Origin of the sequence: Paraflavitalea devenefica (assembly GCF_011759375.1) — a bacterium.
Classification (GTDB): Bacteria; Bacteroidota; Bacteroidia; order Chitinophagales; family Chitinophagaceae; genus Paraflavitalea; species Paraflavitalea devenefica.
In genome coordinates, this window is record NZ_JAARML010000001.1 from 1254940 (window position 1) to 1279324 (window position 24385).

General features: G+C 47.3%; 19 protein-coding genes. 14 read left to right on the forward strand and 5 right to left on the reverse strand.

Annotated elements, in window-relative coordinates:
- The first annotated feature begins 104 nt into the window (after positions 1-104).
- The 4 genes from HB364_RS05050 (at position 105) to HB364_RS05065 (ending at position 7183) form a co-directional block, all read left to right on the forward strand.
- The gene (locus tag HB364_RS05050; protein ID WP_167286786.1) at positions 105-1151 is read left to right on the forward strand and encodes a FecR family protein; all 1047 of its coding nucleotides are present in this window, start codon (positions 105-107) and stop codon (positions 1149-1151) included.
- Between the two features lie 75 nt (positions 1152-1226).
- Positions 1227-4487, forward strand: coding sequence for a SusC/RagA family TonB-linked outer membrane protein (locus tag HB364_RS05055; protein WP_167286787.1), 3261 nt, complete (start codon positions 1227-1229; stop codon positions 4485-4487).
- Between the two features lie 39 nt (positions 4488-4526).
- Positions 4527-6329: a RagB/SusD family nutrient uptake outer membrane protein gene (locus HB364_RS05060; RefSeq protein ID WP_167286788.1), complete on the forward strand. Its 1803-nt coding sequence runs from the start codon at positions 4527-4529 to the stop codon at positions 6327-6329.
- A 20-nt stretch (positions 6330-6349) separates the two neighbouring features.
- On the forward strand, positions 6350-7183 hold the full coding sequence (locus HB364_RS05065) for an endonuclease/exonuclease/phosphatase family protein (RefSeq protein ID WP_167286789.1): 834 nt from the start codon (positions 6350-6352) through the stop codon (positions 7181-7183).
- A gap of 260 nt (positions 7184-7443) precedes the next feature.
- Here HB364_RS05065 and HB364_RS05070 read toward each other — a convergent pair whose 3' ends face one another.
- Entirely contained in the window at positions 7444-10359 is a 2916-nt protein-coding gene (locus HB364_RS05070) for a DEAD/DEAH box helicase (RefSeq protein ID WP_167286790.1), read from the reverse strand.
- Positions 10360-10538: 179 nt separating this feature from the next.
- On the opposite strand from HB364_RS05070, the gene HB364_RS05075 reads away from it, so the two are divergent.
- Positions 10539-10754: a general stress protein CsbD gene (locus HB364_RS05075; RefSeq protein WP_167286791.1), complete on the forward strand. Its 216-nt coding sequence runs from the start codon at positions 10539-10541 to the stop codon at positions 10752-10754.
- Here the strand turns inward: HB364_RS05075 and HB364_RS05080 are convergent.
- Positions 10751-10987, reverse strand: a complete 237-nt coding sequence (locus HB364_RS05080) for a DUF3820 family protein (RefSeq protein ID WP_167286792.1) — start codon at positions 10985-10987, stop codon at positions 10751-10753. The genes HB364_RS05075 and HB364_RS05080 overlap by 4 nt on opposite strands.
- 118 nt (positions 10988-11105) lie before the next feature.
- Here HB364_RS05080 and HB364_RS05085 point away from each other — a divergent pair, with 118 nt between their 5' ends.
- Positions 11106-11291, forward strand: coding sequence for a hypothetical protein (locus HB364_RS05085; protein ID WP_167286793.1), 186 nt, complete (start codon positions 11106-11108; stop codon positions 11289-11291).
- A 57-nt stretch (positions 11292-11348) separates the two neighbouring features.
- Here the strand turns inward: HB364_RS05085 and HB364_RS05090 are convergent, their stop codons facing one another.
- Positions 11349-12377 (reverse strand): LLM class flavin-dependent oxidoreductase, encoded by a 1029-nt coding sequence (locus tag HB364_RS05090; protein ID WP_167286794.1) that lies wholly within the window; start codon positions 12375-12377, stop codon positions 11349-11351.
- A 121-nt stretch (positions 12378-12498) separates the two neighbouring features.
- On the opposite strand from HB364_RS05090, the gene HB364_RS32885 reads away from it, so the two are divergent.
- Both HB364_RS32885 and HB364_RS05100 read left to right on the forward strand, forming a co-directional pair.
- Positions 12499-13653, forward strand: coding sequence for a sensor histidine kinase (locus HB364_RS32885; protein WP_208419855.1), 1155 nt, complete (start codon positions 12499-12501; stop codon positions 13651-13653).
- Positions 13646-14380 (forward strand): LytR/AlgR family response regulator transcription factor, encoded by a 735-nt coding sequence (locus HB364_RS05100; RefSeq protein WP_167286795.1) that lies wholly within the window; start codon positions 13646-13648, stop codon positions 14378-14380. Before HB364_RS32885 ends, HB364_RS05100 begins: the two co-directional genes overlap by 8 nt.
- Before the next feature lie 16 nt (positions 14381-14396).
- On the opposite strand, the gene HB364_RS05105 is transcribed toward HB364_RS05100, so the two are convergent.
- Positions 14397-16805 carry an ATP-dependent helicase gene (locus HB364_RS05105; RefSeq protein WP_167286796.1) on the reverse strand — a complete coding sequence of 803 codons (2409 nt, stop codon included), beginning with the start codon at positions 16803-16805 and terminating at the stop codon, positions 14397-14399.
- Positions 16806-17098: 293 nt separating this feature from the next.
- Between HB364_RS05105 and HB364_RS05110 the strand changes: the two genes are divergently transcribed.
- A complete protein-coding gene (locus HB364_RS05110; protein WP_167286797.1) occupies positions 17099-19339 on the forward strand; it encodes a helix-turn-helix domain-containing protein in 2241 nt (746 codons plus the stop codon).
- A gap of 11 nt (positions 19340-19350) precedes the next feature.
- Here the strand turns inward: HB364_RS05110 and HB364_RS05115 are convergent, their stop codons facing one another.
- Positions 19351-19818, reverse strand: coding sequence for an META domain-containing protein (locus HB364_RS05115; protein WP_167286798.1), 468 nt, complete (start codon positions 19816-19818; stop codon positions 19351-19353).
- 250 nt (positions 19819-20068) lie between these two features.
- Between HB364_RS05115 and HB364_RS05120 the strand changes: the two genes are divergently transcribed.
- From HB364_RS05120 to HB364_RS05140, 5 genes are all read left to right on the forward strand, one after another.
- The gene (locus HB364_RS05120; protein WP_167286799.1) at positions 20069-21661 is read left to right on the forward strand and encodes a Na+/H+ antiporter; all 1593 of its coding nucleotides are present in this window, start codon (positions 20069-20071) and stop codon (positions 21659-21661) included.
- 64 nt (positions 21662-21725) lie between these two features.
- Complete coding sequence (locus tag HB364_RS05125; RefSeq protein WP_167286800.1) at positions 21726-22181, forward strand: hypothetical protein; 456 nt, start codon at positions 21726-21728, stop codon at positions 22179-22181.
- 89 nt (positions 22182-22270) lie between these two features.
- Positions 22271-23140, forward strand: coding sequence for a helix-turn-helix transcriptional regulator (locus HB364_RS05130; RefSeq protein WP_167286801.1), 870 nt, complete (start codon positions 22271-22273; stop codon positions 23138-23140).
- A 29-nt stretch (positions 23141-23169) separates the two neighbouring features.
- A complete protein-coding gene (locus HB364_RS05135; protein WP_167286802.1) occupies positions 23170-23319 on the forward strand; it encodes a hypothetical protein in 150 nt (49 codons plus the stop codon).
- Between the two features lie 322 nt (positions 23320-23641).
- Positions 23642-24337: an alpha/beta fold hydrolase gene (locus HB364_RS05140; protein ID WP_167286803.1), complete on the forward strand. Its 696-nt coding sequence runs from the start codon at positions 23642-23644 to the stop codon at positions 24335-24337.
- The last annotated feature ends 48 nt before the right edge of the window (positions 24338-24385 follow it).

Here is a 24385-nt window from a genome sequence, read left to right on the forward strand (position 1 = left end):
TATCACGCGCGCTTTTATGTCATGCTAATATTAACTGATTGTTACCGGTGGGTGCAAAGCAGTTGATGGAACGTATTATATAAAGCACACAGCACACCAAGCGTATGGAAGTAAGCGAAGCCGCGATAAAGCGTTTTTTTGAAAACAATTGCACGAAAGAAGAAGCAATCCTGGTGCACCAGTATTTCCTGGATCATCCAGAGCAATTGGATAAATGGCTTCCTGAACGGGAATGGGAATCATTTGTGCATGGCATGGCATTAAGCACGGCTGAAAGCAATACCTGGTTTGAGCACATTGAGAACAACAAAGATAAAAAAGGCGCCCGGGTCATTTTGCGGCAGTGGGTGCAGGTAGCAGCAGCCGTATTGATAGCAGCCGGGTTCGTGGCTATTTACCAGTTTGTGCAACCGGCTTCAAAAAAAGCAATCCTAAAAAATAGTAGTCCGCAAATTCCCGCAAGCACTCCAAAAATATTCCGGAACAATAGTCTAAAAAATGTAACTTATGTTTTAGATGACGGAAGCACTGTTACACTTCATGCAAAGAGTTTATTGATCTGCCAACAACCTTTTGATTTATCGGAAAGAAACATAACACTACATGGAGAAGGATTATTCCGTGTAGCAAAAGACAAATCCCGTCCGTTCACGGTATTCACAAAAGGGTTTTCCACTACAGCCCTCGGCACTACCTTCCGGATCAAGGCGTATGACAGCAGCAGCATAGCAACTGTAAAACTGATAGAAGGAAAGGTAGTATTACAGAACTTACAGCATCCCGGCAAACCGGTGTACCTGCATCCGGGTGATGCGTACAATTTTTCTCATAACAGCAATAGTTTCCGGAGCATTACCCCCAAACCTCCCGTACCGGCGAAAATCACTGCACCCATACAGGTAGACGGCAGCATTACTGAAACAGCAGCAGCCATCAGCTTTTCCAATACCCCCCTAACTGAAGTGTTGAAGAAGATCAGTGAGGTATATAAGATAACCATTAATACAGATGAAGCTAAACCGGAAGGAAGAAAGTTTACAGGTAGCTTTTTAAAAAAGCAGGTAGCCGATGAGGTACTGTCCACGATTGCGGAATTAAACAATTATGTGGTTGTACAGGAGGGAACTGTTTACCGGCTAACCATTCAATAATCAGTTATTGCTATTCAGTTCAAAAAATCTCCCGGAAGGGAGCAGGCATTGTATTGTCCAAAACCAACCATAATTATGAAACAATTAAACTACTGTTTAAAGCTGGCTGTTTGCCTTTTATGGCTACTGCTGGCCCGGCAAAGCTTTGCCCAGGAAAAGCATCCTGCGGTAAAAGGTATTATTAAAGATGAAAAAGGCATGCCCATGCCATCAGTATCGGTAACGGTACAAAACAAGAGTAACCAGTTTTCTGCTTCCACACAAACGAATGTGGAAGGGGTTTTCACGTTCAACAGCCTGGAAGCAGGTGGTCCTTACACCTTTACTTTTTCCTTTATAGGCTATGATAAGAAAATATTGGAGGGTTACCAGTATAAGAACGGTGAAGTGATCACTTTATCGGTAAAGCTGGAGCCGGTAGCCAACCGCCTGAATGAGATAGTGGTAGTAGGCTATGGTACCCAAAAAAGATTGAACCTTACCGGTGCAGTAGACCAGGTGAGCGGGGAGGTATTTGATAACCGTTCGCTGCCCAATATTAACCAGGGCTTGCAGGGTACTATTCCTAACCTCAATATCAGGCCGGGCGATGGAAAACCCATCCAGGCGGCGGCATTCAATATCCGTGGAAATACTTCTATCGGACAGGGCGGCAATGCACTGGTACTGATTGATGGTGTGGAAGGAGATCCCAGCCTGATCAATCCCAATGATGTGGCTACGGTATCTGTGCTGAAAGATGCTGCCTCAGCAGCTATTTATGGCGCCCGCGGTGTTTTTGGCGTGGTATTGATCACCACCAAAAACCCAACGAAAGAAAGGACCAGTATTACCTATTCGGCCAATTATGCTATTAAACAGCCTATCAGGGTGCCTGACCTGGTAACAGATGGCTACCAGTTTGCCAAACTATTCAACGAAGCCTGGACTGCCTGGAATGATTACTCGCAGACACCTCAGAACGTGAACAAAACAGTAAAGTTTTCACCGGCTTACCTGGCCGAGCTGGAAAGAAGATCAAAAGACCCCAGCCTGTCCAAAGTAGAAGTAGGGCCTACCGGTGAATATGTATACTACGACAACACCGATTGGTTCAAGGAGCTGTATAAGAAAACCCATAATGCGATGGAGCATAATATTTCCTTCTCGGGCAGTACCGGCAAGTCCAGCTTTATGGTTACCGGCAGGTATTTTGGCCAGGAAGGTTTATTCCGTTACAATTCCGACGACTACCGCATGTATAATTTCCGCGCCAAAGGTGCTATCCAGTTGTATCCCTGGCTGCGGATAGAGAATAATACTGATTACTCCAACGTATTATACCATAACCCACTGAATGTGGGTGAAGGTGGTGGTATCTGGCGCAATATTGCAGATGAAGGGCATAATATGGCGCCTATGTTCAACCCCGATGGTACGTTGAGCTATTCAGCAGCGTATACAGTAGGTGATTTCTGGTATGGCAAGAATGGTATTGATATGGACAGGCGTATCATCAAAAACACCACGGGCTTTTTGGCGCAATTGTTCGGTGATAAGGTACGGATCAAAGGTGATTTCACCATCCAGAATACTGATAATAACCAGAAACAAATACGGGTGCCGGTACCTTATAGCCGGATACCAGGTGTAATAGAATATGTGGGCACCAATACCAACGATATCCAGGATACTTATCAGGAAACCCAGTATATCGCCACCAACCTGTATGGTGAATTTGAAAACAAGTTCAAAGGCGGCCACTATTTCAAGGCCATGGCCGGTTTCAACTATGAGCAATCCACGTATAAAAGATTACAAACGCTCAGGAACGTACTGATCAATGAAGATGCGCAGGATATTAACCTGGCATTGGGTCAGTCCATTGTAACGGGCGGCGGCTGGGAACGGTGGAGTATTGCAGGTGGGTTTTTCAGGCTCAACTATGCTTTTAAAGACAGGTACCTTGTAGAAGTAAATGGCCGTTATGATGGTTCTTCCAAATTTCCGGCCAATGAGCGTTATGCCTTCTTTCCTTCCGTTTCTGCAGGGTGGCGGGTATCGAATGAGTCTTTCTGGAATGTCCCCCGCACCATCATTTCCGATCTTAAGATCAGGGGCTCCTATGGTTCGCTGGGTAATGGGAATATTGGATCGTATTCCTTCCAGGAACAATTCGGTATTTCACAGTCGGGCAGGGTGTTGAATGGCATAAGGCCCCAACGTACCAGCATGCCGGGTGTTTTGCCTGATGGGCTTACCTGGGAAACCTCCACTACCACGGATATCGGTTTGGACATGTCACTCCTTTCTAACCGCCTGATCTTCTCAGGAGATTATTATATCCGTAAAACCACCGACATGTTTACGCAGGGCATGCCTTTGCCGGCAGTATTCGGAACAGATGTGCCCAAAGGCAACTATGCCGACCTGGAGACAAAAGGTTGGGAAGTATCATTAACCTGGAAAGATCAGATCGCTACTGCCTCCAAACCTGTGCACTACCAGGTACGTGTTGCCTTGTCTGATTACCAGGCCCGGGTTACCAAGTTCAACAATCCTGATAAAAAGCTGGCCGATACTTATTATGAAGGCATGAAGCTGGGTGAGATATGGGGATACGTGACAGACGGATTCTTCACCAAAGACAATATTGGTGACGCCAAATATCAAAAATTATACAAAGCATCTACCACCAGCCAGGCCATGATCGGGGATATTAAATTTAAAGACCTCAATGGAGATACCACTATCAATAATGGCGACAATAAAGTAGGCAACTCCGGTGATATGATGGTGATCGGCAATTCAACGCCCCGCTATAGCTACAGCATTAACCTCGATGCAGACTGGAATGGCTTTTTCTTCTCTGCCTTCTTCCAGGGTGTGGGTAAGCAAGACTGGTGGCCGGGTGCAGAAGCTGATTATTTCTGGGGCCCCTATAACAGGCCTTACAACCGCGTTCCGAAATCAATGGTAGATAAAATATGGTCTGAAGAAAACCCCAACGCTTACTTCCCCAGGTTGCGTGGTTATTCAGCGCAAAGCGGTGGCGGTGAGCTCACCACGGTGCAAACAAAGTACCTGCAGAATATTGCCTACATCCGCCTGAAGAATATCCAGGTAGGTTATAACCTGCCCGCAAGGCTTGTAAGTAAGCTAAAGATGAGCAATGCCCGGGTATATGTATCCGGTGAAAACCTGTGGTCCTGGTCGCCTATGTACAAGATCACGAAAGATATTGACCCCGAAAATACCGGCGGCTCCGACCGCGTACTGACCAATGGCACCAATGGTAATGGAAATAACTATCCCATGCTGAAGAGTGTGACTATTGGATTGTCGGTGACATTATAGACGCACTAAAAGAATGTTTAACTACTTATCATTAAACGTATGAACAAAAAATATTTATGGTTTTTACTGGCAGGTGGTCTGCTGACCGGCTGCCGCAAACTGGACCAGGTACCGGAAGCTACCGCCACGAAAGAAGCTGTATTCGGCAGCGAGAAAGGACTGGAAACCTATGCGTATTCATTTTATGATGTTTTACCCGATGCCAATGCCGTACACCGGGGCGATGAAATGAGTGATTACGGGGCCCGCACCCAGGCGCCAGATTTTTACCGGAAGGGAAGCGGGTTTGGTTCCCGCCAAAGCAGTGGATGGGATTGGAGAAACCTGCGTAACATCAACTATTTTATAGAGAACTGCAACAGTCCTAAGGTAGCCAACCCTGTAAAACAACATTACATTGGCCTGGCGCGGTTCTTCAGGGCGGTTTTTTATTTTGACAAAGTAAAACGCTTTGGCGACGTTCCCTGGATCACCAAGGCAATGACCGTAGAAGACCCAGCCCTGTTCAATGGCCGTGATCCAAGGGCCAAAGTAATGGACTCTGTATTGGCTGATCTGAACTTTGCCTGCGAAAATATTAAAGCATCAGACGACAAAACACGCAGTCTCGTTACCAAGATGGTAGCGTATGCTTATAAGTCACGCATATGCCTGTTTGAAGGAACATTCAGAAAGTACCATGATTATAGTGGCGGACTGGCGCAGGGTTTAAGCGGAACAGCCAATACCTGGCTGGATGAAGCCGTAAGTGCCGCTGATACAGTAATCAAAAAAGGCGGATACAGCCTTAATACAGCCGATGGACCTGCCAAAGCCTACCGCCTGTTATTTACCAGCAAAGCGCCTGTTAGCAGCGAAATCATCCTGGCGGCAGTCTGTGACCCTGCATTGAGTGTATTCAATGATGCCAACTGGTGGTGGACAAGTGCTACCTATGGGGCCCGCATCAGCTTTACCCGCACATTCGTGAATACCTACCTCAACATTGATGGAACCCCTTTTACCGACAAGCCCGGTTATAAAACGATGGTCTTTGCCGATGAGGTGAAAGACAGAGATATGCGCCTGCAGCAAACCATCCGCATGGGAGATTATAAAAGGATCAATGGCGGCAAAACAGAACCGGCGCCTCCCGTATTTTCCTATACCTATACAGGTTATCAACCCATCAAATGGTGCCTGGACGATACTTATTTTGATGGCGGCAGCCGTAATGATAACTCCATCTCCATGATACGTTATGCCGAAGTGTTGTTGAACTATGCAGAGGCCAGGGCTGAATTGGGAACTTTTGAGGCAGGCGACTGGATTAAAACCATAGGCGCCCTGCGCAAAAGAGCAGGCATAGCCGCTGCTGCTGCCGATGCACTGCCCACTGTAGCAGACCCTTACCTGGCTACCAATTATTTCCCTGATATCAGCAGCAAGCCCGTCCTGCTGGAAATACGCCGCGAGCGGGGCATAGAGCTGGCGCTGGAAGGATTGCGTTTTTATGATCTTGTACGCTGGCATCACGGTGAACTAATGAACCTTCCCTGGAATGGATTTTATGTACCGGCCCTTGATGTAATGATGGATTTGAATGGCGATGGGAAAAATGATGTTTACTTTTATACAGTAAAACCTGCTACGCAAGTGTCGGGAGTTACTTACATAAACGTAGCGGAAACCCTGGCCAATGGAACAAAGAATCCGCAACGTTTATCGAACGATACCAAAGGAGAGCTTACCTGGCTTACGAATGTAGAAAGGGCCTGGGAAGAGAAACACTACCTGTATCCGATACCTGAGGCCGACCTTCAGTTGAATTCGAAGCTGGGTCAGAACCTGTTGTGGAAATAAGTTAAATTTTAAAACATACTATGAAACAGATCAGCATTATTGTTTGCCTTGCGTTGTTCTTTTCTTCAACATTACATGCTCAGGATATCCGTATTGCTACTTACAATGTCCGTTATGACAACAAAGGGGATAGTGGTAATCTCTGGACAAGCCGGTATCCTGTTATCAAGGCGTTGGTACAGTTCCATGATTTCGACATTTTTGGTACACAGGAAGGATTGAGACACCAGATAGATACCCTGAGCGCCAACCTGCCCGAGTATGCCTGGTATGGCTTGGGTCGTGATGACGGACAGGCCAAAGGCGAGCATTCAGCGATCTTTTATAAGAAAGACAAATACAAACTGCTGAATAAGGGAGATTTCTGGTTGTCGGAAACACCGGAAAAGCCTGGTCCCGGATGGGATGCGCGCCTTAACCGTATCTGCTCCTGGGTGCAGTTGCAGGAGGTGAAAAGCAAAAAGAAGTTTTACGTGTTCAATGTGCATTATGATCACCAGGGGGTAAAAGCAAGGCAGGAAAGCAGCAAGCTGATCCTTGAAAAGATCAAGACCATTGCCGGCAGCAACCCGGTTCTTTTAACCGGCGATTTTAATGGTGATCACAACAGCCAATGGTACCAGCTTATTGCGACTTCTGATGTGCTGGCCGATACTTACAGGTTAGTGAAATCACCGTATGCCAACAATGGTTCTTTCAACAGCTTCCGGGTATCCAACAGTCCCGCTATCATTGATCACATCTTTGTGACCAAACAGTTTACTGTTAAAAAATGGGGTATTCTCACAGATACCTATTATGGCAAGTATCCTTCAGACCATTTCCCGGTGGTGGCTGATGTGACGTTGAAATAGTGAGCGTTTACCGAAAGCACACAAGATAAGAATAAAGGGTGGGCGGCCTTCTGTGGTAGCTCGCCCTTTATTGTATAGATAGTACTATGTTAGTGAAGTTGCCTGGGGGTTGCCTAAGAGTTGCCTGAGAATGGCCTAAGTATTGCCTGGGAATGGCCTTATGCATAGTGCTATCTTAGGGCTATCCCAGTACTATCTTAGAGCTATCTTAGGGCATTCCCTGCCCATTAGACTGCAAGTTACCGGCCCGGGCCCATCCGTTAACTAAACAGGAAGTCTACATCTTCCGCAGTCATGTTCTTGACGAAGCCAGTATCCTCTGTAATGAGTTCTTCCGCCAGGGCTTTTTTACGCTGTTGCAACGCTAATATTTTTTCTTCCACAGAGTCTTTGCAGATCATTTTATAGGCAAATACCTTATTCTGCTGGCCAATGCGGTGCGTACGGTCTATCGCCTGCTGTTCCGCGGCGGGATTCCACCAGGGGTCAACGAGGTACACGTAGTCAGCCGCAGTAAGCGTTAAGCCTACACCGCCGGCTTTTAGGCTGATAAGGAATACAGGCAGATTTTCTTCCGTTTGAAAACGCTCTACCAGTTGCTGGCGGTCGATGGCTTTGGTGCTGCCATCGAGGTACAGGAAAGGAATACCGCGCTCCTGCATAGCAGCCGCAATTAACTGCAACATGCCGGTAAACTGTGAAAAGACCAATGCTTTGTGGCGGCCGGTATTGTTCTCAATTTCACGTAGTAATTCCTCCAGTTTTACCGACTCATCCGTGTAGCTGTTATTACCGCCATTGAGCAGTTTGGGTGCGTTACACACCTGCCGTAAGCGGGTTAAGCCTTCCAATACCAAAATGGTATTGCTTCCCATTCCCTCCTGCTGTATGCGTTCCAGCAGGTTCTCCCGATAATAGTTCTTGATCTCATCGTATACCCGCCGCTGCTCTTCTCCCATTTCACACCACAAGGTGATCTCTGTTTTGGGTGGCAGGTCTTTAGCCACCTGTTCCTTGGTCCTGCGCAGCAGGAAAGGATAGATCAGTTTACGCAGTTGTTGGGTCTTTTCCGTATCTCCATATTTATCCACCGGCACCGCAAAAGTTGTTTTGAAGAAATTATGACTGCCCAGTAAGCCGGGATTCACAAACTGCATCTGTGCGTACAGGTCAAACGTATTGTTTTGGATAGGCGTACCACTAAGGATAAGCCGGTTGCGGCTTTGCAATTGCATCATGGCCGAAGTGACAAGGGATGACGGGTTTTTAATCACCTGGCTTTCATCCAGCACAATGTAGCCGAAAGTAAATTGTTTAATGGTCTCTATATCATTCCGCACACTGCCATAGCTGCTGATGATGATGTCGTAATGCTTCCAATCTGTTCCCGCCTGCTTTCTTTCACTGCCATGGTAAATCAGGTAACGCAATTCCGGGGCAAACTTCTTCAGCTCATTTTCCCAGTTGTACATCAGTGAGGTGGGGCAGATCACCAGGTGGGTTTCGCCCGGGTATTTTTCATGCAGGTGTTGTAAGAAGGAAATGGTCTGCAGGGTTTTACCGAGACCCATATCATCGGCCAGGCAGCCACCCCACTGCATTTCATCCAGCATGCAGAACCAGGCAAAGCCGGCCTGTTGGTAATCACGCAGCGTAGCCTGAATAGCCTTTGACACTGTAAAAGTATTGGCCGACTGGTGCATCCGTTCCCACTTTTGGCGGGAAGTTTCTATGGTGTTCTGTACGATAAGCTGCCCGTTCTTTGCCAGGTCTTCTGTGAGCGTCCAGTGCAGTTTGGATAAGCGTAATTTATCCTTGTCAATCTCTCCCATCTGCAGCAGCAGGCCAAACTGCGCCTGCCATTCTTCGGGTATTTCACCGAGTGTGCCATCTTTCAGGAGCAGAAAGTGTTGCTTGTTCTGTAAGGCCTTCTGCAATTCGGCCAGTGTAATGGTTTGATCGCCGTAGGAGATATGAACAGTAAGATCGAACCAGTCAATGCTATTGCCCTTTTGTGTGAATTGTATCACAGGCCGGTTGGCATTGTACCGGAAATGTTGCATGGACTCCATGCCGTACACCGGTATATTGCGGTCATTGAGCTTGCGATAGAACTTTACAAACCACTGGCTTTTCTCTGCATCAGCAAAAGGCAGGTAGAAGTAACCATTGTTCTGCTGGCTGAACTTTTTGTGTTGTGACTGAATAAAATCAAGCGTTTCTTTTTCTGCGGCCAGGTCTTTTACAATACTGTACCGGCCATCCGGTGTATTGATCTCTTCTGCCGGGGTAGTAGCATTGTCCAGCTCAAAATCACCATATTGCCAGCGGGTGCGGATCATTAAAAAGCTCCCGTTCAATTCACTGAGGTGAATGCGGCATTGGGGCGTAACAGCAAGGGTTTCCAGCTTCTGCAGCATCGTGCGGTCTATCGCGTATTGCTGCTCCAATTCCGGCAACTGCTTTTGCAGGAAAGCTTGTTCATTGACGGCAGGAATATCATGGAACCCTTCCGGATAGCGCTCTGCCAACACTGCATCTTCCGGCTTGAGCAGGAAGAACTCATTTTTATGCCGCAACAAAAAGCCATGCCGTTTAAAGTCGGTAAGCGGGTATAAATGTTCATTGATCTTTACCAGTACCAGCATCCGCATTACTTCGGCCGGGGTACGGATAAGCTGCAATGATATAACAGGGCTATAGTTGCTGATGCTGCCAGGCCTCACCACCTTAGTAGTGCTGAGCAGTTCATCGGTGGTTTCATAATACCATTTCAGCAGGGAGGCAAAAGGTTTTACGTCCTGTAAGGCCTGGTAAAAATAGCGGTACATCTTATGCCGCACCCAGGTATCCTGGTCAACGGCCGTGATGCCATCTTCCTGGTAGCGTTGCTGCCACTTTTCCTGCTCCTGCCTTGCCGAAATACCAGTTAACTGTTTCAGGATACCCTGCAGGATATAAGGTGTAGGTTTAAGCCCTTTTACGGCCACTTTATCCAGAAGTGGCTGCTTGGTGATGCTTTGTGGTTGTTTGGGATCTTTCAGCGCAACCGCTTCCACGTAGAACCCCACCTGTTTGCGGGGATCGAGGTTGAGGAGCAGCCCGGCTATTTCCAGTGGCTTTTTATATTGTTCTGTTATAATGATCGTCTTCTGTCCCGGCTTTTGATTATCCATATCTGCCGCAATTTGATAAAAACTTTCTGACGGGACAAGGATGGGTTATGCACATTGGAATACAGGTATTAGCTTTTAGGCGTTAGCTATTAGCAATTAATTATCAGGGGGTTGTAGATGACCGCTGGCAGTCGGAATACATGGAATGGGGTGGCCTGTGTATTGCATGCAGGTATAGTATGGAAAAAACAAAACTTACCTTACATTCTTCCTGGGAGGAAGTAAAGGAAAAGATCAAAGAAAGGAATATCGGTATTACCGATGAAGACCTGGACTTTGAACCGGGAGAGGAAGATGCTTTACTGGAAAGATTGGCTGTAAAAATGGAAAGAAGCAAAGAAGAGGTAAAACGGTTTATTGAGAGTATCTCTTACAATCAGGATATAGCATCTTAACTTTTTTTCTTCAATGGTTCGAGCAGGTACACCAGCCCGTTTAACCGGATTTCATACATGGTTTGTAATAACATGCCCAGTTTTCCTTTTGGAAATCCTTTGCGCTGAAACCATTCGAGATAGGATACCGGCAGATCGCAGAGGAGCGTTTCTTTATACTTACCAAAAGGCATTTTCATCGTTACCAACTGTAGCAGAAGATCAGGATTGGGTTGCAGGGAATCTATTTCCATTCTTATAAGGTGTTAAATTTTTCTTTATCCAACCGTTTCCGGTCAAAAATATCCTGGTCAAAAGCACGTTGTTATTGTATAATTTATTAGTTTACAATAACAACAAGTTTTTATAGTTATGAGCAAATCAAAATCTAAAAAAGGTAAAGCCACTAAAAAGGCTACGACACCCCTTTCAGGGATGGTGGTCAAAAATACATCATCTGGTGGTCAGTCGAAAGGATCTTCGATGATACCCAACAAAACTTTCACTTCCGGTAAGAAGGGTGGTAATGCCAATACTACTCCCAGGAAGGCAGGCTAATATTATCCGGCAGGAAGCGGTGTAAGATACCTGCTTCCTGCTCTTTTTTAAGCAGTTTCAGGCAAACTGCCGCGTTTGCCGCTCTGCCAGCTCAAATACTTCTGAGAATAATTCATAACTGCGAAACCGGTCTTCTGCCTGGTCTGCAAAAGTAGCTATCACAACTTCCTCCACTTCCAACTCATTGGCCAGGGCTGTTATCTTTTCTTTCACCACCTCCGGCGTACCAATCACCATACGGCTCCGGTTGAATAATACACGTTGCCATTCGCCTGGCGTATAGTTATAAGCTTTAGCCGTTTCATAGGTAGGTATTTCATCAAAACGGCCTTTTTCAAAACTGAGCAGGCGATAGTCCATGGTGGCCTGCACTTCCTGTACTTTACGTTCATTGTCCGAACAAAAAGCAAAGATGCCCACATTGGCCTGGGGAGCGGAAAGCTGTGCCGAAGGGCGGAAACGTTGCCTGTAACTGGCGATAGCAGCAGCGCCGCCAACAGGATTGATGAATTGGGCATACGACAGGGCCATGCCGGTATGGGCAGCTAGGTAGGCGCTCTCCCCGCTGGAAGTAAGCATCCACAATTCCGGTACGGTATTAATGCTTGGAATGGCCCTTATTTTCCCGTCCACATTGCCTTCGCCGGGCGCATCTGTCAGGAAATCTTTCAGGTCCCTGATCTGCCGGATGTATTCCTGCGGATCGAATGTATTGGAGGGATTGAGCAATTGAGCGGTGATGCGGTCTCCGCCGGGCGCGCGGCCCAGGCCCAGGTCAATGCGATTGGGATAGAGGGCTTCGAGCAGGCGGAAGTTTTCGGCCACTTTTAAGGTGCTGTGGTTCGGCAGCATGATACCACCGGAGCCAAGGCGGATATAATTGGTTTCCCCCGCCAGCCGGGCTATCAATACTTCAGGCGCTGCGCCTGCCAGCGTGATGGTATTGTGGTGTTCAGACAGCCAGTAACGGGTATACCCGAGCCGGTCGGCCAGGCGGGCCAGTTGGATAGATTCCTGCAGCGCTTCTACCGCATTACTCCCGCGCCGGATGGGAGTTTGATCTAAAACACTTAATTGCAAGGACATAGTAGGTTAATAACAGTTGGGGACTAAAAATGTTTGTCGACAAAAACTGTACTTCCGGCGATATTGGGATGCGCGACCGGGTGGTAACGTAAAAGGTGGCGTACCTTTAAGGCAAGCAGCCATGAACAAGTATCCCTTTATATTTTCCAATGAGCCCCGGTACAGGATACGCCGGCACGTAGCCTTCTGGACTTTCTGGTGGTTGTTCCAGGGGGTTTTATATGCCTTTACGCCGGCGCGGTTTGGCCTTACCTATAGCCAACGGCTTCCGGTGTCCCTGATCGAGTCGGCTATTTTCTTAGTGGCCCATATTTTCCTTTCCTATACACTGATGTATTTTGTATTGCCACGGTATTTGTTGAAAAACAAATACCTGTTGACAGCCTTCTGGGTGTTGGTTGCTTTTCTGGCCACTGCTGCACTGTCGTCCCTGCTTTCGATGCTTGTGGTAATACCTATGTTGCGCATGATATTCCCCCAATGGTCTAACTTTCAGCACCCATCGCATCATTTTACTTTTTTCCTGGGTTTGCTGGCCGGATTACGGGGAGGTATCACCATTGGTGGTTTAGCGGCGGCCATTAAACTGATGAAGTACTGGTATGTGAAAGAGCAGCGCAACCTGCAATTGCAGAAAGAAAATGCGGAATCCCAACTGCAATTATTGAAAGCGCAGGTACATCCCCACTTTTTATTCAATACGCTGAACAATATTTATTCGCATACACAAGGTGTGGCGCCGGTAGCCTCACAACTGGTCATGGGACTGTCGGATATGTTGCGTTTTATGTTGTATGAATGCAATCAGCCATTGGTACCTTTATCCAAAGAGCTTACGCTGATCAGGGACTATATTACGCTGGAGAAGATACGCTATGATGAACAATTTGATATTCACCTGGATATTCCAACAGACACCGGCAACCTGCATATAGCGCCCCTGCTGTTATTACCCCTGGTAGAGAATTGTTTTAAGCATGGCACCAGCAATATGCTGGAGCAGCCCTGGCTGAGCCTGCAGGTACAACTGAAAGAAGATACCATGGAAGTGAGGCTGATGAATGGAAAAGCAAAAGAGAAAAAGCCAACAAATAGCTTTGGGATCGGCATCCAGAATGTTCGTAAGCGGCTCGACCTGTTGTATCCCGAAAAGCATGTGCTGAAAATTATGGATGAAGAAGAGGTATTTGTAGTGCAACTGACTTTACAACTGGAAAGGATCCAGGTGGCCCGGAAGAAAGAAGAAAATATTTTTGTACTGACCAATCATGACTGAATTAAAGACGATACGATGCCTGATCGTAGATGATGAACCACCGGCACGGGAGGTAATAAGGCGTTATGTGCAGGATGTGCCCACACTCCACCTGGCGGGGGAATGCGCCAACGCCGTACAGGCATTGGCCGCTTTACAGCAGCAGCCCGTTGATCTTATTTTCCTTGATATCAGAATGCCCCAACTGGATGGCACTACTTTCCTGAAGACGCTGAAGAATCCTCCGCGGGTTATTTTTACTACAGCTTACCCCGAATATGCGCTGGAAGGATATGAACTGGACGTGGTGGATTACCTGCTGAAGCCAGTACGGTTTGACCGGTTTTTAAAAGCAGTCAATAAAGCATTTCCTTTGGGAAGTCAACAGACCGATGCAGTCAACTTTACGGCTCCTGCTGTTGGTCAGGAGGAAAAGAAGAATGAATCTTTTGTTTATTTCCGGGCCGACCGTAAGATGCAAAAAGTAATGCTGCATGAGATCCTGTACATTGAAAGCATGAAGGACTATGTAAAAATAGTTACCACGGCAGGCGTGATCATTACCAAGCAATCTATTACTTCCGTGGAAGCAATGTTATCGGATAAGTTATTCGTACGCACCCACCGCTCTTTCATTGTAGCCATTGATAAGATCCGTTCTTACACCAATGAGCTTATTGAAATAGACAAAGCAGAGATCCCCATCGGCAAGCTGTACCGGAATGGGGTGATGAAAATGCTCTCCTGATTATTGAACTGTTATCTTATTGAATAATACGCAGCTTGGCGTAATTGAGCATGATCTTCTTTTCACCGTTCATGTCAAACTTCACGGTAGCCACCGGGTTGTGCGCAGAGCCTTCCATTTTGGTAACTACACCAAAGCCAAACTTCTGGTGCTCTACCCGCTGACCTTCCTGTAAGTTGGAAGTATCGCTGGCCACAAAGTCGGGACTGGGCACATGGTCTACTGCTTTATTTTGCGGCTTGGGTGTTACATAAGAAGGAACAGCAGGTTTCTTGGTGGGCGCGGGGCCGTATCTCTTTTCCGCATCGGCAGCAGACTGCCTGCCACCGGCGCCCCATCCTCCGCCATTCATACGATCAAAAGCACTGGTATTATTACGGCCGGCAAATCCCTGGTTTTTGAAGCCGCTGCCGGCATAACTGCGGTCGAGGTATTGTTCGGGCAGTTCATCTATGAAACGGCTGGGCTCATTCTGCACCAGCGATCCAAAGCGATAGCGGGTATTGGCGTAAGTGATCCAGAGCTTCTGCTTGGCCCGTGTGATCACCACATAAAATAACCGGCGTTCTTCTTCCAGTTCTTCCCGGGTATTCACGGCAAGGCCGTTGGGGAAAAGCATTTCTTCCAGGCCGGCGGCAAATACACAACCGAACTCCAGGCCTTTGGCAGCGTGGATGGTCATGAGCTTCACTGTATCCGCATTGGGATCTTTATCATCGGCATCTGTCAGCAAGGTGATCTGCTGCAGGTAAGCGCCCAGGGTAATTTCACCGCTACCGGCCGCTTCATTCTCCGATGTTTCGAGCATGGTACCTTCTTCATCTATCTGCGCCAGTGTTTGTTGCGTATCTACCCATTCCTTGATGGAGTTCAATAGCTCCTGGATGTTTTCGTAGCGCGCTACACCTTCGGTGCTCTTATCGTTGAACAGTTCTTTTACAATATTGGTTTGCTTGCCTACATGCACCGCCACCTCATAAGCGTTTTTATTCTTCAACATACTGGCAAAGCTCTGGATCATGGTGACGAAGTTCTCAATAGCTTCCAGTGTACCGGCCTTGAAACCAAATTCACGTGCCCGCTCCAACACTTCCCACATGGAAATATTCTGTTGGTTGGCAGCCAGTACAGCTTTATCCACCGTTGTTTTACCAATTCCCCTCGCCGGGAAATTGATAATACGTTTCAGTGCTTCTTCATCTTTGGAATTGATGATGATCCGCAGGTAAGCCACAAAGTCTTTAATTTCCTTGCGCTGGTAGAAGCTCATACCTCCGAAGATGGTATAAGCAATATTCATCCGGCGCAGTGCTTCTTCAAAAGCACGGCTTTGTGCGTTGGTACGGTACAGGATGGCAAAGTCGCGGTTATTGTAATGATTGCGCAGCTTTTGTTCCTGGATGGTATCAGCCACATATTTCCCTTCGTCATTATCGGTCATCGTACGCACCAGCCTGATCTTCTCCCCTTCAGTGTTCTCTGTCCACAGGGCTTTGGGAATTTGTCCCTTGTTATTTTTAATGACCTCGTTGGCTACGTTGAGGATGCTTTTTGAGCTGCGGTAATTTTGCTCCAGCATTACTACATGGGCATCATCATAATCCTTCTGGAACTGGAGAATATTCTGAATCGTGGCGCCCCGGAAGCTATAGATACTTTGCGCATCATCTCCTACCACGCACACATTCTCATTCATAGCGCCCAGCAGCTTGATGATCTCATACTGGGCCGGGTTGGTATCCTGGTACTCATCAATGAGAATGTATTTGAACTTCCGCTGGTACTTGCTGAGTGATTCGGGGAAGTGTTTGAGCAGCTCATAAAACTTCATCAACAGGTCATCAAAGTCCATGGCGCCATTCTTAAAGCAGCGCTTTACATAGGCGTCATAGATCTGGGCGATGGCCGGACGGTTACCCCGCAGGTCTTCCTGCTGGATGGCATAGTCGTTGGCGTATTCTACCGGACCTACCAGTGCATTCTTGGCGCTGGAAATACGGTTATAAACAGTAGAAGGTTTATAATGCTTGTCGTCCAGGTTCATTTCATTGACCACCGTCTTCACTACGCTCTTGGCATCGTCTGTATCGTAAATAGTAAAATTATTGGGATAGCCCAGGTGGTGCGCTTCGCTGCGCAGGATGCGGGCGAATACGCTGTGGAAAGTACCTACGTACAGGTTACGGGCTTCGGAGTTGCCGAGGATCTTCTCGATCCGCTCTTTCATTTCCTTGGCGGCCTTATTGGTAAAGGTGAGCGCCAGGATATTAAAAGCATCTACCCCCGAGTTCATGAGGTGGGCAATGCGAGTGGTGAGTACCTTGGTTTTACCACTGCCGGCGCCGGCCACGATCATCAGGGGCCCCTTGATATGCAGGACAGCTTCGCGCTGCCGCTCGTTCAACTCTTTTAAATAGTCTTGCATAATAGATAAATAGTCACCCGGAACGGATGAGTCAAGCCTGCAATTTACATTATACCGGCCGATTACCGGGAAACGTTGAAAACTTATTGAAAGTTTGAGTGTTACGTCAACTGGTCACAAATTGTGACCAGTTACTGCCAGTTTGAAGTGCCAAAATTGCACCTCAGGTTACTCGGTTGATTTCTAAGATCACAAATTGTGATCTTAAAGTTTCCAGCACTTACGCTGGTGGTTTTTAACCGTTTTATGGATAAAAAACGCGGCATGGGTCATATTACTTAAATTGCGCGGGTATGTCAGGTACAGATACTTCGAATGAGCAATTTCAACTTGCTGCACGGTTTGTGAACCAAACCAGTCGCCACCTCTTTCTGACAGGTAAAGCGGGAACAGGTAAAACAACTTTTCTGCGCTATATTCAGCAGAACAGCTTTAAGAAAATGGCTGTGGTGGCCCCTACCGGCGTAGCTGCCATCAATGCCGGCGGCGTTACCATGCACTCCTTTTTTCAATTGCCTTTTGGTCCCTTCATTCCTATCAAACAGGGCGGATGGAATAACCCGGCCACAGAAGTAACCGACCAACACAGTTTATTTAAAAATATCCGCTTCAATAATGCCAAACGGGAACTATTGCGCGAACTGGAGCTGCTGGTCATTGATGAGGTGAGTATGGTACGTGCCGATATGCTGGATGCCATAGATACCATCTTACGCCATTTCCGCCGCCAGCCCCTGCTTCCTTTTGGTGGTGTACAGGTATTGTACATTGGCGACCTCTTCCAGTTGCCCCCTGTAGTGGGTAATGACGAATGGGACAATATATTACGGCACCATTATGCCAGTCCTTTTTTCTTTGATGCACACGTAATTAAAGAGGCGCCACCGGTATACCTGGAACTGAAAAAGATCTACCGGCAAAATGAAGCGGCTTTTATCAGCATCCTGAATAACCTGCGTAATAATGTTGCCGGTGCAGACGACCTGGAAGAATTACACAGACACTATTATCCCGGATTTGTGCCGGACGAGGATGACCATTACATCACCCTCACCTCACACAATTATAAGGCAGATAAGATTAACCAATACCAATTGGCCAGACTGCTGGGAGAGGTATATGAGTTCAAAGGCGAGATCAAAGGCGATTTCAATGAGAAGGCATTGCCGGCTGAAATGATCCTGCAACTGAAAGTAGGCGCGCAGGTAATGTTCATTAAAAATGATAAGGGGGAGTTCAGGCGGTACTTTAATGGCAAGCTGGCCACTATCCAGGCGATTGCGAAGGATAAGATCACCGTATCGTTCCCGGGTGAGGACCTGGAGCTGGAATTGGAAAAGGAGACCTGGAAGAATATCCGGTATAATTACAATAAAGAAAAGGATAGTATTGACGAGGAAGAGCTGGGCACTTTTAAACAATACCCCATCCGGCTCGCCTGGGCCATCACCATCCACAAAAGCCAGGGGCTCACTTTTCAAAAAGCCATCATAGATGCCGGAGAATCCTTCGCACCAGGGCAGGTATACGTAGCCCTGAGCCGGCTTACCTCTATGGAAGGGCTGATCCTCTATTCCCGTATTCAGCCGCATTGCATCAGTACCGACGAACGGGTGATCACTTTTACCCGGTCGGAACTGGAAGCAGATGAATTGCAACAACAGCTACAACAGGAAAGAAAAGCATTCGTGAGTCGCTCCCTGCTGCAATCTTTTGATTGGTCGAAGTTAATGGCCGCCTGGGATGCCCATTTTGAAGGCTATGAAGAAAGACAGATTCCGGAAAAAAATACGGCTGTGATCCGGGCGAGGACCATGCTGGCCAGGATCGTGGAGCAGCAGCAGGTGGCGCAGAAGTTCGTTCGCCAGCTGGAGCAGTTGATCCTGGCAACAGAAACAGATGGCTACCAGGGGCTGCAGCAACGATTGCAGGCAGCTACCGGTTATTTTGTCAAGCAACTGGAAGAAGCATCCGGTACCCTGCAGCAACACATTGATGAAGTACGGGTGAAGCCACGGGTAAAAAAATATGTGCAGGAATTGCAGGAGTTGAAACTACTGTTCCAACGGAAAAAACAATTGCTGGAACAGGCATTACAGGTAGCCAACGCATTGGCCAATGGCGTGCCGGCTGATGAACTGTTGCAAATGGTGGAAGATCAGAAGAAGGCTGCAGTAACAACAATAAAAGAAACTACAGCGGCGTCATCCGGTACAAAACCCAAAAAGGGTGAAACCAAAATGATCAGCCTGCAATTCTTCAAAGAAGGTAAAAACATGGCGGAGATAGCTATCCTGAGAGGCATGGCACAGAGTACCATAGAAAGTCACCTGACCCATTTCATAGCCACCGGTGAAATAGATATTAAAGACATAGTGCCTGAAGATAAAATTATACCCATCCTCGAAGCGCTGGAAGAAACCGGCGGCACTGCCAGCACACCGGTAAAAGAAAAATTGGGCGACGCCTATTCCTACGGGGAAATAAGAGCCGTTATGCAATACCGCAACAGGCTGCAACAGGAAAAAATATAAGACTCTCTCTTCTATGTTCCCTTACTCATGGGCGCCCGGTAGGGCTTTCTTGTCCATCTCGACAACTCTGTCTGGTTAAACATTAATACCAATACGGAATCTTCCCTTTTATACCGGTTGGTATTGAGCAGGGCTTTTATAAAAGCCGCTTCATTGTAGCCGGTACAGACCATTTTGGTAAGTGCTATGCGTTCATTGAAGACAAGGCTGGTATCTGTACGTTTGAACGTCCCGCTCATGCGGTTGCAGCCCGTATGACCGGTGAAAGTGCTTTTGCCTTCATTGAATCGGATAGAGGGATACTTACCGGCAGCTGTATCGGAAGCCAGTACCGGTTGCAGGAACCATTCCCCATTCAGGGAGGTGTCGGCCATAATAGAAGCACGGGAGAAGGCTGTATTGTTTTTTGTATGGATGGTTGTGCTGCCAACCAGCAGCAGCGCCCATACAATTCCTCCCGTTGAAAGCAGATTTTGCATACTGATTCTATTTAAGCATTTATTAAGTCCCCAATTACGTTGCCAGAACCGGCTTTTATTGGGCCGCCCTCTTTAAAATCCACTTACTATCAGCCATCTATACCACCATGGCTTTAATTCTTCTATAGACGTGATTTATAACAAATTGTAGTCCTTATTCTACAGGTAGGTCTTGTTGTGGAACTGATTGCGCCTTGTACTTTATTAAAATATTCTAAATTGGCGTGCCGTAATAAACCAATGGCTTTTTATGCTTCAGAATAATCTACTGCTTATCATTTCCCTGTTGTTTGTTGTTTCCATGTTGTCCATGCTGAGTGATAAACTGCGGATCTCTTATCCTATTTTACTGGTGATTGCCGGTTTGCTGATCGGGTTCATACCCGGCGTCCCTGCCATTAAACTGGAACCCGACCTGGTATTTATTATTTTCCTGCCACCCTTATTATATGCTGCAGCCTGGAATACTTCCTGGAATGATTTCTGGCGGCACCGGCGCCCCATAGGGTTACTGGCCTTTGGGTTGGTTGTTTTTACTGCTACGGCTATAGCTTTCATCTCCAATGCGCTCATTCCGGGGTTTACGCTGAGCCTGGGCTTCCTGCTGGGCGGCATTATTTCGCCACCCGATGCCATTGCAGCTACAAGTGTTTTACAACAACTGAAAGTACCCAAACGGATCACTACGATCCTTGAAGGAGAGAGCCTGATCAACGATGCCTCCAGCTTAATTGTATTCCGCTTTGCACTGGCGGCTATTTCTACCGGGCATTTTGTATTATGGGAAGCCGGCGTTGATTTTCTGCTGGTAGCGGTCATGGGCATTGTTATTGGACTGGCCATTGCCCATATCGTGTATGCGATCCACCGGTGGCTACCCACCACACCCAGTATTGATACGGCTATTACACTCATATCTCCCTACCTCATGTACATAGCCGCGGAACATTTCCATTTTTCAGGCGTATTGGCAGTAGTGAGTGGCGGACTATTCCTTTCCTTCCGCTCCCATGAGGTCTTTTCCTATAATACCCGGATACAGGCGGTGAGTGTTTGGGAAACCCTGGTCTTCCTGCTGAATGGCGTAGTGTTTATTATGATCGGCCTGGAATTGCCTTATATCATCAATGAGCTGGAAGACAACTCCCTGCTAAGCGCCATCTGGCATGCGGTGATCATTAGCCTGGCCACCATTGTCATCCGGATCATCTGGGTATTTCCCGGCGCCTATTTACCCCGGGTATTGAGCAAAAGGATCAGGGAAAACGAGACAAGGCCCAACTGGAAATCAGTATTCATCACAGGATGGAGTGGTATGCGTGGCGTGGTTTCACTGGCTTCTGCGCTGGCAGTACCCATTACTTTGGCCAAAGACCAGGCATTTCCGTACCGCAACCTTATTTTGTTTATCACCTTTGTAGTGATCCTGTTTACCCTCGTAATACAGGGGTTAAGCCTTCCCTGGCTGATCAGGGTATTGAAAATTGAAGCGCCGGAATCAGAAGCGCATCATGAACATGCGATCCGTTTGCGGATGGCCAATGCTGTACTGGACATGCTGGAGAAATCCTACCGGGAAGAATCTTCTACTATTGAAGCCTTCGTACGGCTGAAAGAACGGTATACACGGATGGCCGAAATTGCCAACAGCAGGCTGCAACAGGATGAGAAAGCGCAACTGAGCGGTTCTTTTATTCCCCAATACCGGAAAATGTTACTGGAAGCGGTGGAAGTGCGGAGGGCCGAATTGCAAAAGATGACCCGGCATAAGGAATTCCCCGATGAACTGCTGCGGAAAAGAGAGGCGGAATTAGATCTTGAAGAGGCGCGTTTGAGAAAATAGACGGGTAATCAGTATCTTCATGCGTGGTTTTTCCTGTTCACTAAAATTATTTGCTACCCTCTATATGAACCCTTATATAATAGATACAGCGCCTTTTAAAAAACAACACATCACCTATGTTGCCATTTCTTTTATACCGATGGTGATTTCCTATGTATTGGCCAACAAAGGGTACAGCATGAACATCAGCCCGGCGCTCAATGATACCATCAAATGGCTGTTCCTGGGCGTCACCTTTGGTGTGTCCTTTCTCCTCTCCGGGCGGCAGAAAGCAAGGCTCAAAATAATTCAATCCCTGCCCAGCTTCGATGAGCAGGTGGCGCAGTATCAAAAGCTGTATGATCAGCGGCTGCTAACGACTGCATTAATAGGTGTGGCTGCCAGCGTTTGTTATGCACTTACAGCAAGAAGGATCTTTCTCATTTTTGCCATTTTCGACCTCGTGATCTTACTGATCATGTATCCCAACAAGACGATCTTCCGCCGGGAATTGAACAACCCCGAAATCACTTTCAAATAAGAACCGGCTATACAGCTCTATTGCGGGTCATCGTTTTCGGGCGAAGAGGTATGGCATGGATAGGATAGTTTTATGCCATAGATGTTTTTGTGCAGCACGTAGAATTTTTCCATAGAGACCATTTTGAGCATAACTACCACCGTACGCCTCCGCCGGCGGCTTTGAGCCATTTCATTGATTTTATCTGGGAAACGGATTTCGGGCATTTATGGCAGGCTTATCCGGAAGGCTTCTCTGACGCTTTATTTCCCAATATTGGTTATACCTACCTGGTAAACCTGGGTACGCCCTTTGTGATGCAGGTGGCCGATCAGTTTTTCGATATGCGATCCGATGGCTTTTTACCCCGCCACCGGAGCATTGAATGCTATCACCGGCCGGGCAACCAGTTATTTGGTATCAAGTTTAAAATATCTCCGGTGTTATTCCTCAAGAAGGTAAACTTTGCCGAATACCGGGAATATATCTTTCCACTCAGCTACCTGGTTGATCAATCACTGATCGACGCTATTAAGACCGCCACCTCCTTTGATGAAAGGGTAAGGATCATCAGCAACTATTACCAGCCTATCATCAGGGCACATGCAGGTACCCTGCAGGAAGTACATATTGTTACTGAGATCCTTGACCGGTGCTTTAAAGACAATGATTTTAAGACTACCATTGAGGCGCTGGCGGCACAATACAACATCTCCACCCGTACTTTACAGCGCTATTTTGAACGGGCCACCAGCATCAGCAGTAAAAATGCCCTGCAGATCATGCGCATCCGCAAAGCGGCTGCCCATATCGCCAGTTCTCCCGATACCTTTCATTATTCGATTTATGGCTATTATGATCACAGTCATTTCTATAAACACCTGAAACAGTTCCTCCAAAAAAGCACCTTGCAAAACCTGCGGCCGCATCTACAACTGTTGCAGGCCCTGCACAAAAAGCCGCGTGCCAATGGCATGTGAATTGTGCCGGCTATGCTAAACAGGCAAACATGATACGCAAATTAAAATCGGGTGAATACCGGATATATTCCCGGAAGAAAGACCCAAAGACCAATAAGCGCCGCAACCTGGGCACCTTTGATTCACTGGCTGCCGCTAAAAAGCATGAGCAGGAGATCCAATACTTTAAAAGGCATTAATTCCCCGCTCTGTGTCTTCCCTCTTCCAAATCTGATAAAACGAAACGGTGCAGCCACGGTAAGTCCATTATAAATTATAAGGTTTACCGGTATCTGCACCGTTACTTTGGCTCCGTTTCACTGGGTCTGATCACCACAGTGATATTTTTGTTTTCTATGACTATACGCAAGTATAGAGCTGAAATCAGGAGACAAATATTTATAAAAAACGAGTGTCTTCGTAGAGGTTCTACACGGGTTGCTGCAGGAATACGTTAAGTGGAGCAGGGAGGGAAATGAGTTGTCGTTTTTTTACATCTGATCTCCTTGTTATCTTTATTACATGCAACATTTACTATTACTGCATGGGGCCGCAGGCGCCAAAGATCAATTATTGCCATTGGCCAAAAGCCTCTCCCATGACTTTATGGTTCATCTTCTGAATTTCAGCGGACACGGCGGAGAAGCCATGCCCGGTAAGGGCTGGTCAATCGCATTATTTGCGCAGGAGGTAGTAGCCTGGCTCGATGCGCAGGTACCGGCAGGAGAGCCGGTGCATGTATTTGGTTATAGCATGGGTGGTTATGTGGGCATGTATATTAACCGGCATTACCCGGGCAGACTGGCAAAGACAGTTACGCTGGCCACAAAATTCCACTGGGATGAAGCAGGAGCGGCAAAGGAAGTACAGCTACTGAATGGGGAAACGATCACTAAAAAAGTGCCGGCATTTGCCGAACAACTGGCCCGGCGGCATGCTCCGCAGGACTGGAAGCTGGTGCTGGAGCACACAGCGGCCATGCTATTGGCGATGGGAAAGGACAATCCTTTGAAGCCGGATGACTACCCCGCCATCACCAATCCCTGTTTGCTGCTGCTGGGCGACCGCGACAAGATGGTGCCGCTGGAAGAAACCGTGCAGGTGTATAAGCAGTTGCCGGCAGGGCAGTTGGGCGTATTGCCGGCAACAGGTCATGCCATTGAGCAAGCCAATCCACAATATGTAAGTTTTCTGATAAAGAAATTTATACAGGCATAGAAACGCCTGTAAAGTAAAAAGGGTGGGCCGCCTGTTGAAGCGACCCAC